This is a genomic window from Paenibacillus sp. FSL M7-1455 (assembly GCF_038004655.1).
Taxonomy (GTDB): Bacteria; Bacillota; Bacilli; order Paenibacillales; family Paenibacillaceae; genus Paenibacillus_AQ; species Paenibacillus_AQ cookii.
Map to the genome: position 1 here is coordinate 624421 of NZ_JBBORO010000001.1, position 12942 is coordinate 637362.

At 55.7% G+C, this 12942-nt stretch carries 13 protein-coding genes; 9 read left to right on the plus strand and 4 right to left on the minus strand.

Going from position 1 to position 12942, the window contains the following annotated elements; translation table 11 throughout:
* A complete protein-coding gene (locus NYE48_RS02700) occupies positions 1-1569 on the plus strand; it encodes a DUF4179 domain-containing protein (protein ID WP_340996739.1) in 1569 nt (522 codons plus the stop codon).
* A gap of 104 nt (positions 1570-1673) precedes the next feature.
* Here the strand turns inward: NYE48_RS02700 and NYE48_RS02705 are convergent, their stop codons facing one another.
* Positions 1674-2327, minus strand: a complete 654-nt coding sequence (locus tag NYE48_RS02705) for a putative RNA methyltransferase (RefSeq protein ID WP_340996741.1) — start codon at positions 2325-2327, stop codon at positions 1674-1676.
* 408 nt (positions 2328-2735) lie between these two features.
* On the opposite strand from NYE48_RS02705, the gene NYE48_RS02710 reads away from it, so the two are divergent.
* The 3 genes from NYE48_RS02710 (at position 2736) to NYE48_RS02720 (ending at position 5292) form a co-directional block, all read left to right on the plus strand.
* Complete coding sequence (locus tag NYE48_RS02710; RefSeq protein WP_212948779.1) at positions 2736-3170, plus strand: RrF2 family transcriptional regulator; 435 nt, start codon at positions 2736-2738, stop codon at positions 3168-3170.
* Positions 3171-3383: 213 nt separating this feature from the next.
* Positions 3384-3911 carry a sigma-70 family RNA polymerase sigma factor gene (locus NYE48_RS02715; protein WP_340996744.1) on the plus strand — a complete coding sequence of 176 codons (528 nt, stop codon included), beginning with the start codon at positions 3384-3386 and terminating at the stop codon, positions 3909-3911.
* Complete coding sequence (locus tag NYE48_RS02720) at positions 3901-5292, plus strand: DUF4179 domain-containing protein (RefSeq protein ID WP_340996746.1); 1392 nt, start codon at positions 3901-3903, stop codon at positions 5290-5292. The genes NYE48_RS02715 and NYE48_RS02720 overlap by 11 nt, the downstream gene beginning before the upstream one ends.
* 55 nt (positions 5293-5347) lie before the next feature.
* On the opposite strand, the gene NYE48_RS02725 is transcribed toward NYE48_RS02720, so the two are convergent.
* Entirely contained in the window at positions 5348-5929 is a 582-nt protein-coding gene (locus NYE48_RS02725; RefSeq protein ID WP_340996748.1) for an LOG family protein, read from the minus strand.
* 388 nt (positions 5930-6317) lie between these two features.
* Here NYE48_RS02725 and NYE48_RS02730 point away from each other — a divergent pair, with 388 nt between their 5' ends.
* From NYE48_RS02730 to NYE48_RS02750, 5 genes are all read left to right on the plus strand, one after another.
* On the plus strand, positions 6318-7364 hold the full coding sequence (locus NYE48_RS02730) for a lactonase family protein (RefSeq protein ID WP_340996749.1): 1047 nt from the start codon (positions 6318-6320) through the stop codon (positions 7362-7364).
* Between the two features lie 350 nt (positions 7365-7714).
* Positions 7715-8824: a sulfate ABC transporter substrate-binding protein gene (locus tag NYE48_RS02735; protein ID WP_212948862.1), complete on the plus strand. Its 1110-nt coding sequence runs from the start codon at positions 7715-7717 to the stop codon at positions 8822-8824.
* A 30-nt stretch (positions 8825-8854) separates the two neighbouring features.
* The gene (gene cysT, locus NYE48_RS02740) at positions 8855-9694 is read left to right on the plus strand and encodes a sulfate ABC transporter permease subunit CysT (RefSeq protein ID WP_036708671.1); all 840 of its coding nucleotides are present in this window, start codon (positions 8855-8857) and stop codon (positions 9692-9694) included.
* Positions 9695-10555: a sulfate ABC transporter permease subunit CysW gene (cysW, locus tag NYE48_RS02745; RefSeq protein ID WP_340996750.1), complete on the plus strand. Its 861-nt coding sequence runs from the start codon at positions 9695-9697 to the stop codon at positions 10553-10555. It abuts the gene before it with no gap.
* 173 nt (positions 10556-10728) lie between these two features.
* Positions 10729-10956 (plus strand): YezD family protein, encoded by a 228-nt coding sequence (locus NYE48_RS02750; RefSeq protein WP_340996751.1) that lies wholly within the window; start codon positions 10729-10731, stop codon positions 10954-10956.
* A 140-nt stretch (positions 10957-11096) separates the two neighbouring features.
* Here the strand turns inward: NYE48_RS02750 and NYE48_RS02755 are convergent, their stop codons facing one another.
* Positions 11097-11963 carry a hypothetical protein gene (locus NYE48_RS02755; protein WP_340996752.1) on the minus strand — a complete coding sequence of 289 codons (867 nt, stop codon included), beginning with the start codon at positions 11961-11963 and terminating at the stop codon, positions 11097-11099.
* Between the two features lie 71 nt (positions 11964-12034).
* The gene (locus tag NYE48_RS02760; RefSeq protein ID WP_212948793.1) at positions 12035-12688 is read right to left on the minus strand and encodes an MgtC/SapB family protein; all 654 of its coding nucleotides are present in this window, start codon (positions 12686-12688) and stop codon (positions 12035-12037) included.
* Positions 12689-12942: the final 254 nt, after the last annotated feature.

Below are 12942 nucleotides of genomic sequence, written 5' to 3' on the forward strand. Positions count from 1 at the left end.
ATGGATGAAGAGGCGCGCCTCCATATGCAAACTTGTCCGGAGTGCCGTTTGCTGCTGCAGCTGGCGGAAGAGGGGGAAAAGGCGTGGGAAGAGCTGCTCTTTCGCAAGGCATTGCCCGACGGGTTCACGGAGCGGGTGATGGCGTCTTTGGCCGACATTGAAATCGAAGACGGGGACGGATCCATGGAGCATGGGCATCCGGCATCTTTTCGGCGCAAGCGCAGATACGGACGAATCATCCGAAAAAGCGCGCTGTGGATCGCATCGCTGGCCATCGTCACGGCTGCCCTCACCTTATATGCCCAGCCGTCCATCGCCGATTGGGTAAGGTCCATTTTTTCCAAAGAGACGACGGACAGCGGGATGCTCGATGCGCGCAAGCTGGGCATTGTACAGAATCCCCATGTGAAGGTGAAGGATAAAGGTTATGCGCTGGAAATCGACGAGGTCGTTGCGGATGCCACCAGGCTCGTCATGGGCGTGAAGGTGACGGATCCCCAAGGGAAGCCTTTGGTTTACGCGATCGATTGGCATGATCTCCATATTACGGATTTAAACGGAAATGAGGTCGCGGAGCTGAGAGGCATCGAGGGATCGGACACGGTCGAAAAATTGACGTTTGTTTTTGTGAAGGAAATCCCGGCGGATGCGCTGATCGTGCAGGCCCGCGTCGACCATCTGCAGATTCCGTACACCGGAAAGGTCGTCGACGGGAAATGGGATTTCCGGTTCGAACTGGACATGAAAAAGGCGAACGCGATGAACATCACGACGCCTTTGCATGAGAAATATACGACCCCCGACGGTCTGCGGATCGAAATGGAGAAGCTGGTTCGCACGCCAAGCGGAGTGCGGCTCGAGTTAAGCACGTCGTTAAGCCCCCGGGCGGCCCGGCGTTCTCCGGGCGAACTGGAGTCCAAGCAGCAGCTGATGTTTCATTTTGAAAATGAGCAGGGGGAAGACATTTCAAGCGTCAACAACATCAAGTTCCCGCATATGGAAACCATCATTTCGCAAAACAGCGAACTCCGGGGCGGGAAACGCCACTGGACGTTCACGTTCCGTTATCTTCCCTATGACCGCCAGAAGCTGCGTTTCGTGTTGGACGGATATTCCATCCCGGTCCGAAGCGGCGGTTCGGTGGAGCTTGTTCCAAGCGAGCTGAAACACCATCCGGCCGTGTTCAAGGATCAAGGAGACGAACTGACGTTAAGCGATTTCTGGGTCGACAACGATCCCAACCAGAAAGAGGGGGCAGGCCCGAACGTCAGCCTGATCCGGATGAAGGGCAAATTCCGCAACATGTTCAACCATGACGAATGGATCGTAAAGGATTCGGACGGAAAGGAATACCCGGTGACGTACAGAGGATCGGTCGGGTGGGGTGAATGGAACGAGGCAACGGGGGACCCTGGCTTTATCGTGAACGGAATGAAACGGCTGCCCGAAAAAGCGACGCTTATCCGCATCGTTACGGACAAATGGTACAACAACGTGGAATGGTCCTTTGAGCTGCCGAAGGGCAAATCGATCCCCGGCCTGGAGCATGCGGACCCGCCGACGTATTAACGGAATTGGCGCGAGCCTTGGCCTGAACGACAAAAGCGTACCCCTTCCAGGGAGCCTGGACGGAGGTACGCTTTTTGGGCTAAAACATTCATTAGCGAAAATATTCACCCGATAAACGGTTTTCCCCATAAAATATAAAAATCAAACGTCAGCCTAAAGGAGCTATGGGCGAGCAGCCCCCGGACCTGTTCCTCGGCGGCTTGCCAGGACAGCGGCGTCATCCGGAGCATGGCTTCCAAATGATGCGGCTCCAGCTCGGCTTCGTATCGCACGCGGCGCTGCTTCATGCCCGGAAAATGTTTGGCGAACAACGCGGCCGTATGTTCCGCAGCCTTCGTGCGGCGGGCACGCTCCCCGTACAGAAATTGCCTGAACTCCCGCAAATACTCCGGTCCCGGAACCACTTTCGCAAGCATGCCGTTCGGTTTGAGCAGCCGCCGGAATTCCCCGTAATTGGAGGGGGACAATATATTCGTGACGACGTCAAACGCTTGATCCCGAAACGGACTGCGGGCCAAATCGGCCACGACCCAGATGGCGCGGGCGTTTCTTTTGGCGGCCGTCACGATGCCCGGCTTGGCGTTCGGCAGCAGGTGGACGTACCCGTCGCGGGACAGATCAAAAAGGTGGCCGGCCGTGCATGACAGGCTTCGTTCGCCCGCCATGTTCATGGCCCCGCCGCAGACGGGACAGCGGAAGAAAGTTGCGTGGCGGGCCAAAAGGCTCGCCAAATGATGCAGATGTTCTTTTTTGGACAACGCAAATACACCCCATTCATTCGTTTGGTTCGGGATATGGCAAATCCCGGGTCAAATGAAAAAGGCGCAGCTAAATAAACCTCGGCTTCAGGCTTCAAAAAAAAAGCGGCCGGGTCGATTTAAACCTGCACCTCTCATTAACGCAAACGAATGTAATGGATCATGGCCTTGTCCAGCTCCTTGCCCAAAAATAGGCGGAAGCATTTTCTTCCGCCGTTCTATTGTAACACGAACCCGAAACAAGATAAAATCACAAGGATGGGGTTTATCTTTCCGGCGGCTTGATACACTAGAAATAAAGGTTGTAGATTTCGTGTCCGGACCCCAAAGGAACGTAAAGGAAATGGTCCGCCCAGGTTGACACCGGCAACTGTTAACCATATAATTACAGTATAAGGAGGAGCAAAAATGAATAGTGAGTTTAACATTGCCGTCCATTGTTTAACCCTTCTTAGCGTAAAAGAGGATCATATGGCTAACAGCGAGGAAATCGCCAAAAGCGTATGCACGCATCCTGCCCGCATACGCAAGGTGCTCGGCCTGCTGCGCAAACATGGGTACGTGGCGACAAAAGAAGGCGTCGGCGGAGGGTATCTGCTGAATCCGGACACCGAAAACGCGACGCTGGGAGACTTGTATCGTTTGCTCGCCCGAGGCTCCTTGAAGCCGGGCTGGTGCTCCGGCGGCGAAGAGCTGAATTGCGAGGTTGCAGCCAATATCCAGGGGATCATGGATCAAATATACAGCGGCGGAGAATCCGCGCTGGAACGATATCTGGACGGGATTACGATGAAGGACGTCAAACGCCAGATCGTTGAAGCCGGAACCGCGGACCCGGTTTAATATCGCAGTTATAGACAGGCAGCTTCCGAAGGGGCTGCTTTTTTGCTGCGCTTTTTTATGGAGCGATGTGGCAAAATCGATGGACAAAAAATAAAACCGTTTACGCTTCTGCGCTGTCTTAAATATACGGAATGACAACATCCGTTATCGATCCTGGAACGGTTCGATGAATCTTCACCGGCCGGTGAAAATGCAGGAAAGGGGTTAAGCGTGATGAGCGACCCGGAACTTACGGCCGCTGCCTGCCATGGGGATGAAGAAGCGTTTTACGCGCTGGTATCCGGATTAAAGAGAAAGCTGTACGGCATTGCGTTCAGCTATTTGGGCAATGAGGCGGACGCGCTCGAAGCCATGCAGGAAGCGGTGTGCAAAGCCTGGGCGAACTGCCGCAAGCTGAAAGAAGCTTCGGCCTTCGAGGCGTGGCTGGTCCGCATTCTGATCCGCTGCTGCATCGACGAACAGAAGCGGAGGAAACGGACCCTGCCGCTTCTGTTCGACAAAGATGAGCGCATGGCCGAGATGGTCAGCGACAGCAGGCTGGACTTGCATCAGGCGATGGGGCGGCTGAGGCCGAAATACAGGCATGTGCTTGTGCTGAAATACTATCAGGATATGACGCTTGCCGAAATTGCCAACGTGTTGGACAAACCGGAGGGCACGGTAAAAACATGGCTTCATCAAGGCTTGAAGCAGCTGCGCGGCAAACTGAACGCAGGGGGCGAGGTATATCATGGGGAATGAACAAGAACGGCTGCTCGAGCAATATTTCGAGCCGGCGCATATCGCCAGGCGGAGAATTCCCGAACAGCGGCTTGATGCCGCGATCAAAAACGGAATGGCTCGAGGGGGAAAAGCCCAATACCGGCGGCGGGTCGGCAGGGTGGCTGCATCCTGCGCCGCAGCATTACTTTTGCTTGTTGCGGCTGCCGTCTATGTGCCCGAGCTGACTTTTGGAGGCCGTTCGGCATCCTTGCAGAGTGCAGCCGAACGGCAAATTCCGGCTTACGTCGAATGGTCCGTCGGCAAACGGGGGATGCTGAGGGAAGCTTTGGATCAGGGAAAATATCAGGCGGTCGGCGCAACGGCATCCTATGAGGGGTACCATGTCACGGTGGACGGAATCATGACGGACCGGAAGCATGTCGTGCTGTTTTATACATCGAAAAGCGATCAAGGGGATCGGATCACGCCCGTAAATCCCGGCCTGTACACGAAAACCTACGATAAGCTGCCGTTTCGGCAATTCGTGCGCGACCATCGTCAAAAAACGGGATATTACGACGAGGGAAGCTACCGGGATATGCTGATCTTCGACCTGGCTGGCGGCACGCAGCTTCCGGACGAGTTTTATTTTTCGGGTAAGTGGAGCAACGGCGAGCCGGTAGCGACGCAAAAATTTCTGGAGGTAAAGATTCCCGTAGACCTATCCAAGCTTGCGGTGCTTGAACGAACGATACCGGCTGGCCAATCGTTTGATTTGGAAGGCCAGAAGATCAAGCTGGAAACGATGGTGCAGGTTCCCGAGCGTTTGAACTTAAAACTGACTTCGGATGCCGGCACGCCTAATATCGCCCGTTTTTTGGATTGGGGACTCTACACGAAAAATGACCGCGGAAACATGCTTCAGCCAGCCATGGGCCCGATAAAGGAAAACGGCGAGCTCATCTTTAGTTTCCATGCTCCGGACTATGTGAAGGGAGACCCGCTTGAGCTGCGGGGATCAGGGATTGAAACGGCTTTTCGGGGGAAAAGGAAGCTCGTGATCGACACGAAACAGTTTAAGCTGATTCAAGCGCCGGACAGCAGGCTGAAGCTGGCTTCCATCGAAACGTCATACGAACGGATCCGCATCACCTCGGGGTTCCCGAGTTTTGATCCGCGGATTACCCGGTTTATGAAAGTAAATCCCGAATTCACGGACGGAAAAGGAAACAAGCATAAGTTGATTACCAACAATGCCGAGGCGATTCACGAGGGGTGGAGGAAGGATGCCGATACCGGACTCGATGCGTATTATTTCGACATTCCCGGCAAGTCCTATCCGCAGCCCCTAACCTTCGAGGTGGAGGAATATCCCGGTACGTTCATCCCAAAAACATTCAGCCTTACGATTCAAAAATAACGAAAAAACAGACCGGGCGCGGCAAACCCCCGGTCTGTTTTTGGCTTCATCTATGTTACGTTTGGTCAGGCTTGAGAAAGGTTTTGACGGCCGGCGGCTCGTAGGCGCCGAACTGGTCGAGCAAACGGCCCGGGTCGGTGTCGACCAAAGCTATGGACAAATATTTTTCGTGCAGGAACTGCTCGCGGGCCATATGCTTGAAAAACTCGAGCAGAGGATCGTAATAATGGTTGATGTTCAGGAATCCGAGCGGCTTGCGGTGCAGCCCGAGCTGGGCCCACGTAAAGATTTCGAAAAATTCCTCCATCGTTCCCGGCCCTCCCGGCAGGGTCATGAATCCTTCGGACAATTCGGCCATTTTGGCCTTCCGCTCATGCATCGAATCGACGATGATCAGCTCCGTGAGATGCTTGTGGGATATTTCCCTTTTGTCCAAAAACCCCGGCATGACGCCGATCGCCTGTCCGCCTTCCGCCAGGACGGCATCCGCGACCGCCCCCATCACGCCGATGCTGGAACCGCCGTACACCAGCGTAATGCCGCGCCGTGCCAGTTCCTTCCCGAGCTGCTTTGCGCCTTCCACGTACACGTCCGACGCGCCTTTGCTTGAACCGCAAAATACGGCTACCGATTTCAATCCAATCTCCTCCTCCAAAACGTTTTCTCTCATCTAGACATTGCCGATTGCTTCGGAAGCTTACGCTTTCCTGCCGGACTTTCGTCAACGCTCATCCAAGTCCGGAAACGCAGAGTCTCCCTCACAGCATGTCCGCATGCAAGAGGGCTCATGCGTTCACGTCCTAAAAATGGAAGAACTTGCGTTCCGATACCATTATACCTGCAAAAAGTTTCGGCATAAAGGATGGGAATGGCAGCAAAGAGAACGGGGAAGGGCGTTTTTTTCGCCGCCCGAAAAAAGCGAAGTTAGCGTTGCCCCGCGGCACGGAAAAGATTATTGTTAGAGTAGCGGACAAGCGACATGGACACAGCAAGGGAAAATAGAATGAAGGAGCGGGATGAAAAGGATGAGCGACAACAAAAGATGGTTTTACGCCGGTACATACGCCGGGGCGGACGAAGAAGGCATTTTTCTGTGCGCCCTCGACATGGATAACGGCAGCATGGAAATCGTGCGCGGAACGGACGGCATCGCGAATGCGTCGTTCCTTGCGCTGGATGCGGCCAAAGACCGTTTGTATGCCGTGAGCGAGACGGAGGAAGGCCAAGTGTACGCCTACGCGGTAGATGGGGAAACCGGCGAACTGCAGCTGCTGGACCGCAAGCCGACCCACGGCTCGGCCCCTTGCTACATCGCGTTAACCCGGGATGGAAGCCACGTGCTGGCGGCCAATTATTCCAGCGGCCACGTGAACGCCTACCGGATCGAAGGCGACGGGAAGCTTGCCGAGACGAGCCTCGTCCGCCATAGCGGCAGCAGCGTCAATAAGGAACGCCAGGAAGGGGCGCATCCGCATTCCGTGTTCCAGGACCCGACCGGGACATACGCGCTGGTATGCGATCTCGGCTTGGATGAAATCGTGTTTTACCGTTTGGACGGCGGCAAGCTTCAGGAGCATAACAGGGTTAAAATCGCTCCGGGGGCGGGTCCGCGCCATTTCGAATTCCATCCTTCGGGCAAATGGGCGTACGGCATCAATGAGCTGGACGATACGGTCAATGTGTATGCGTTCGATGCGGAAGCCGGGAATCTGGAGCTCTTGCAGACCTTGTCGGCATTGCCGGAAGGAGCCGCAACCGGAAGCAGCAGCGCGGACATCCATATTTCGCCATGCGGACTTTTTTTGTACGCCTCGAACCGCAGCGACGACAGCATCGGACTGTATCGCGTCGACCCGTTTACAGGGCTTCTCAAGGCGGTCGAGTGGATATCGACGGGGGGCCGAACCCCGCGCAACTTCGCGGTCGTCAAAGGCGGTTATGTGCTTGCCGCGAACCAGAACAGCGACTCGGTCGTTTCCTTCCGCATCGACAAGGAAAGCGGACGGTTGACGCCGACGGGGCATACGCTTTCGCTGCCGAAACCGGTTTGCGTCGTCCCGGTGTATAAATAATATTTTGCGTGCGGCTTCAGGCAGCTTTCGCTTGAATGCGAAGGCTGCCTTTTTATGCGGGTTCGCCGCCGTTTGAAAAAAGCCGCTTTTTTTCTAAAAAAAGGATTGACGGCGCAAAGGGTCATGATTACAATACGAATATAACATACTAAACAGGTAGGATTAATCAAAAATAACAGCATTATCCGAATCACATCGTTCCCGCCGTACAAACGGAGGAACCGCCGATCCGAATGGCAAGATGCGCTTTTTTTAGCACGCGCCGATCATTTGGACAGGGGTTTCTCCGTTTTTTTGTGGCTTGAAGCTTAGGCGGGGAACATCATTTAAGAAATGGGAGTGGGACCATGATGAATCGCAAGGGGATCCAAATCGCAAAAAAAGGAGCGGCAATCACGCTCGCAGTGCTGTTGACGGCGGCGCTGGCCGCTTGCGGCGCAAAAAAAGAAGCCGGGGAGTCGGCAGCGGCGGGGGGACAGAGCCAAGGCAGCGAGGCCAAAAGCGAAACCAAAAGCGAAGCCAAAGAGATTCAATTGCTGAACGTTTCGTATGACCCGACCCGGGAGCTGTATGAAAATTACAACAAGGCGTTTGCGGCGTATTGGGAAAAAGAAAAGGGGCAAAAAGTCACGATCAAGCAGTCCCATGGCGGTTCCGGAGCGCAAAGCCGCTCCGTGATCGACGGATTGGAGGCGGACGTGGTGACGCTCGCTTTGGGTTACGACATCGACGCCATCCAGAAAAAAGGGCTCATTCGAGAGGGATGGCAGGACAAATTCGAGCTGAACAGCACGCCGTACAATTCGACCATCGTCTTTTTGGTGCGGAAAGGCAACCCGAAGGGCATCAAGGACTGGAACGACCTGATCAAGGGCGACGTGCAGGTCATTACGCCGAATCCGAAAACGTCGGGCGGAGCAAGGTGGAATTACCTGGCCGCTTGGGGATACGCCCTGAAGCAGAACAACAACGACGAGCAAAAAGCAAAAGAATTCGTGCGCGAGCTGTTCAAGCATGTGCCCGTGCTGGACACCGGAGCCCGCGGGGCGACGACGACGTTCGTGGAGCGGGGCATCGGCGACGTGCTGCTTGCGTGGGAAAACGAAGCGCTGCTGTCGGTCAAGGAGCTGGGCCCGGACAAATTCGACATCGTTTATCCTTCGGTCAGCATTTTGGCGGAACCGCCGGTGGCGGTCGTGGATAAAGTCGTGGACAAAAAAGGGACGCGCGAGGTCGCGGAAGCTTACCTGAAGTATCTGTATTCGGAGGAAGGGCAAAAAATCGCAGCGGAAAACTTCTACCGCCCGACGCTTTCATCGGTGCTGGACCAGTATAAGGACACGTTTAAAACGCTCGATCTGTTTACGCTGAAGGATATTTTCGGGACATGGGACGAAACGCAAGCGAAACATTTTAACGACGGCGGGGTATTCGACGAAATTTATACGCCGGGCAAATAACGGGGACCGAACAAGGGAAGGGGTGAACGCATGAGCCGAAGAAAAACGGGTCAAAGCCGGGTGCTTCCCGGCTTCGGCCTGACGCTGGGATTCAGCGTCGCGTATTTGAGCCTGGTCGTGCTGGTGCCGCTCTCGGCGCTGCTCATCAACTCGACCGGTCTCGACTGGGCCAAGTTTTGGCAGGTGGCGACCGACCCGCGCGTGCTTGCCTCGTACCGGATCAGCTTCACGACGTCGGCCGCGGCCGCGCTCGTGGATGCCGTGCTTGGCCTGCTGCTCGCCTGGGTACTCGTCCGTTACGAATTTCCGGGAAGGAAGCTGTGCGACGCGCTGATCGATTTGCCGTTTGCGCTGCCGACGGCGGTGGCTGGCGTGTCGCTGACCGCCTTATATGCCCCGAACGGATGGATCGGCTCGCTGCTGGCGCCGCTTGGCGTCAAAGTCGCCTTTTCGCAGCTTGGCATCACGCTGGCGCTGATGTTCATCGGCCTGCCGTTTGTCGTCCGGACGCTCCAGCCGGTCCTGCAGGATATGGACCGCGATGCCGAGGAGGCTTCCGCCACGCTTGGGGCCGGCAGGTTCCGGACGTTCCGCAGCATCGTGCTGCCGGCGCTAGTTCCGCCGCTGCTGACCGGCTTTGCTCTCGCTTTTGCCAGAGGCATCGGGGAGTACGGCTCGGTCGTGTTTATATCCGGCAATATGCCGATGAAAACGGAAATCGCGCCGCTGCTCATCATGTCCAAGCTGGAACAGTACGATTACGCGGGGGCGTCGGCCGTAGCGGTGCTGCTGCTGCTCATTTCGTTCCTGATGCTGCTGGTCATCAATTCGCTGCAGCGATGGTCCAGCCGGAAAAAGGAGGCGGTATAGATGGCGGGAGGCGTACCTGGAGCCGCTGCCGTGAAGCAAGTGCAGACGTCGCGGGCCGCAACGGAAAGACCGTTCGTCAAATGGCTGCTGATCGCCGGCGCAGGCCTGGTTTTGCTGTGGCTGATCGTGCTGCCGCTTGTCGTCGTCCTGACGCAGGCGCTGAAAAAGGGATGGGACGTGTATATCACCGCTTTATCGGACCCGGATGCGATGTCGGCGCTGAAGCTGACGCTGCTTGTGGCGCTTGCGACCGTTCCCTTGAATACGATTTTCGGGGTGGCCGCCGCTTGGGCGATCGCCAAATTCAAATTTAAAGGCAAAGGCGTTTTGATCACGCTGATCGATTTGCCGTTTGCGGTTTCCCCGGTCATCGGCGGGCTGATCTTCGTGCTGGTGTTCGGGGCGAACGGCTGGTTCGGCCCGTGGCTGGCGGACCATGACGTTAAAATCATTTATGCCGTCCCCGGCATCGTGCTGGCGACGCTTTTTGTCACCTTTCCTTTCGTGGCGAGGGAACTGATCCCGCTCATGGAAGATCAGGGCCAGCAGGAAGAGGAGGCGGCCATCACGCTCGGCGCGAAAGGCTGGACCGTGTTTACGAAGGTGACGCTGCCGAACATCAAATGGGGCCTGATTTACGGAATCATCCTTTGCAATGCGAGGGCGATGGGGGAATTCGGAGCGGTATCGGTCGTGTCGGGACATATCCGCGGAGAGACGAACACGCTGCCGCTGCATGTGGAGATTCTGTACAACGAGTACCAGTTTTCGGCCTCGTTTGCCGTCGCTTCGCTGCTTCTGCTGCTGGCTCTAGCGACCCTGCTGATCAAGAGCCTGTACGCAAGAAAACATGAGCATTGACGCGGCCATGGGAGCGGCCGGAGCAAATTTTGCAAAATCCGGATTGACAGCGATTTTAACGGCATGATAATGTAACTGTAACATCATAAAACAAAGTAAATTGGTTGGAAAAGAATGAATTGATTGTGTATGGAATTCATGAATATCGTTCTGAAGCAAAGGAGGCGCTTGTCATGGCAAAAGGGCTCCAGTTAAATGAGGTATGGCTTGAGAGGATCGCCGGCCAGCTAAACGACATGGAATTCGGTTCCCTGCATATCGTCGTGCATGAAGGCCAAATCGTGCAAATGGAACGGACGGAGCGGAAGCGCTTTGAGAATACGCCCTCCAAGCCGGTGAAGGCAGGAATCGCGGCCAGGGCGAGGCAGGATTTGAAAAAGGCCGCGCCGGACCGCCGGTAGCGGCGGTCGGGCAAATCTGCTTCAGCCCCCGGAATCTTCCCAGGCGGGCACCCGAACAGAAACAGACACGGAAGGACGGAACGGAAAAGTCAAAACCCGCTGATGCAGCAAGCCGTAAACGAAGGCTTGCCGTCAGCGGGTTATTTGTTGTGCCGCGTCGGGTCGCCAGGCTCCAACAAGTCGGCGGAACCCGCGTACGGACGGTCCCTCCGCGAACGTTTCGGTCCCAATCCGAAACCGCACAAAAACAAGAGAATTTGAACCGCTAATATGTAAGGGGCAGCCTGCAGGCCGGCAAGATGGGCCGCTGCCGCGGCGGTGATGCATAAGGCCAGCATCCGATAAGCGTATTTGGGCGAATCCTTGCGGGGCGTCATCACGGCAAAATGAAAGGAAACGACGGCCACGAGGCATGAAACATACCGCATCCACAGCTCGACCCCGGTCCAGGAAAGCGCCGGAATACGATGATCATGGAACTGCCCGTAAAGCCCCAGGCTCCAATAGACGATGCAAGCCAACAGGAAAAAAGGCACCGCAGGCCGCACGAGCTTCCAAAAGGCCGTTCCCCACCCCGGGTTGTCCAACGAGCGGATAATGGAAGCCTGCTCGGCGATTTTTTTCTTGATCTCGCGGTCCAGCAGCCGTTCAAGCTGGGCATGGCGCGAGGCGTCCCGTTCCCTGGCATAAGCGTCGATGGCTTCGATCATCTCCGTCGTCACCAGAGGGGCAGCTTTGCATTGCTGCAGGAGCAGATGCAGCGGTTCGGGCTCATGCTCCGCTTCATCCGGAGCGGCATCCGCATCGCCGCTCAGCATGCCCGCCGCGCGGCAGTACGGATCAAGCGTCTGGCGCAGCCTTTCAAGCCGTTCCGAGGCGGCCTTTCGAAAAGAGCGGGCAGTGCGGACGTATATCCATATGAACGCGATCACCGCAAACCCCGTAAAGATGATTCCGGACTGCGTACCGGTGAGATCATCTGCATGAATCCAAGCCGCAAACGGCAATGCGCAACCCTCCTTCATCGCTTTTGATTCCACTATTGCACAATAGGCTCCGGATTTCAATATTTCCTGAATTATTCCAGCTTCGCCGACAAAATATGCGGCAAGCTGTCCAGATCCTCGAGCAGCTCCTGCAGGGTTCCGTTATATTTCGTTTTGGCATCGATTTTAAGGTGGTAAATGCCAAGGCGTTCGGGGTCCTGCTCCATTTCGTATGACGATATGGAGATTTTCCGCGACGTTAGCGACTCCAATATCGGCTTGACGGATGATTTGGAATCCAGCTCGAAGGAAATCTGCAGCGCCCGCCCGGATTTGAAAATCATGCTGAGCAGTTCCAGGCCGATCATGACAAGGACCGTCGCGCTGATGCCCGCGGCATACATGCCCGAACCGATCGTCAGGCCGATGCCGGAGGTCGCCCATACCCCGGCGGCCGTCGTCAATCCGCGCACCATTTTCCGTTCAATGATGATCATGCCTGCCCCGAGAAAACCGATGCCGCTGACCGCCTGCGCCGCGACGCGGCTCGGATCCAGCGAGACATGATCATGTTCCAGCACCTGGGAAAAGCCGTATTGCGACACAAGCATAATAAGCGCGCTGCCGACCGCGACGAGAAAATGGGTTCTGAGCCCCGCCTCCTTGGCCCGCAGCTCCCGCTCCAGGCCGATGACCGCGCCAAGCAGCCCGGCTACCGCCAAACGGATGATGTACTCTGCAACCATGCATTCATCAGCTCCTTTGCAAAATAAAGAATCGCTCCTGATCGCCGCTTTTGGTTTTGTCGGCGGCGCACCATGTGGATAGAAATGGGTTATCCCATATGATAACAGAAAAGAACAAGCTTCGAGGACGGCCGTCCTGGTATCCGAAGAAAAATTAGCGCGGATAACGGGTGTCTATATTTTTATGATTATAAGAAAGTTTAAACATAAAGAACGCTTTTATATCCGGCGAACCGCTTTCGCCGCCGGCCGAA

Excerpts from the sequence above, each read along its gene's own strand:
- NYE48_RS02700 (WP_340996739.1), top strand. The coding sequence starts at position 1 with ATGGATGAAGAGGCGCGCCTCCATATGCAAACTTGTCCGGAGTGCCGT.
- NYE48_RS02710 (WP_212948779.1), top strand. The coding sequence starts at position 2,736 with ATGAATAGTGAGTTTAACATTGCCGTCCATTGTTTAACCCTTCTTAGC.
- NYE48_RS02715 (WP_340996744.1), top strand. The coding sequence starts at position 3,384 with ATGAGCGACCCGGAACTTACGGCCGCTGCCTGCCATGGGGATGAAGAA.
- NYE48_RS02720 (WP_340996746.1), top strand. The coding sequence starts at position 3,901 with ATGGGGAATGAACAAGAACGGCTGCTCGAGCAATATTTCGAGCCGGCG.
- NYE48_RS02730 (WP_340996749.1), top strand. The coding sequence starts at position 6,318 with ATGAGCGACAACAAAAGATGGTTTTACGCCGGTACATACGCCGGGGCG.
- NYE48_RS02735 (WP_212948862.1), top strand. The coding sequence starts at position 7,715 with ATGAATCGCAAGGGGATCCAAATCGCAAAAAAAGGAGCGGCAATCACG.
- cysT (WP_036708671.1), top strand. The coding sequence starts at position 8,855 with ATGAGCCGAAGAAAAACGGGTCAAAGCCGGGTGCTTCCCGGCTTCGGC.
- cysW (WP_340996750.1), top strand. The coding sequence starts at position 9,695 with ATGGCGGGAGGCGTACCTGGAGCCGCTGCCGTGAAGCAAGTGCAGACG.
- NYE48_RS02750 (WP_340996751.1), top strand. The coding sequence starts at position 10,729 with ATGGCAAAAGGGCTCCAGTTAAATGAGGTATGGCTTGAGAGGATCGCC.
- NYE48_RS02760 (WP_212948793.1), bottom strand. The coding sequence starts at position 12,688 with ATGGTTGCAGAGTACATCATCCGTTTGGCGGTAGCCGGGCTGCTTGGC.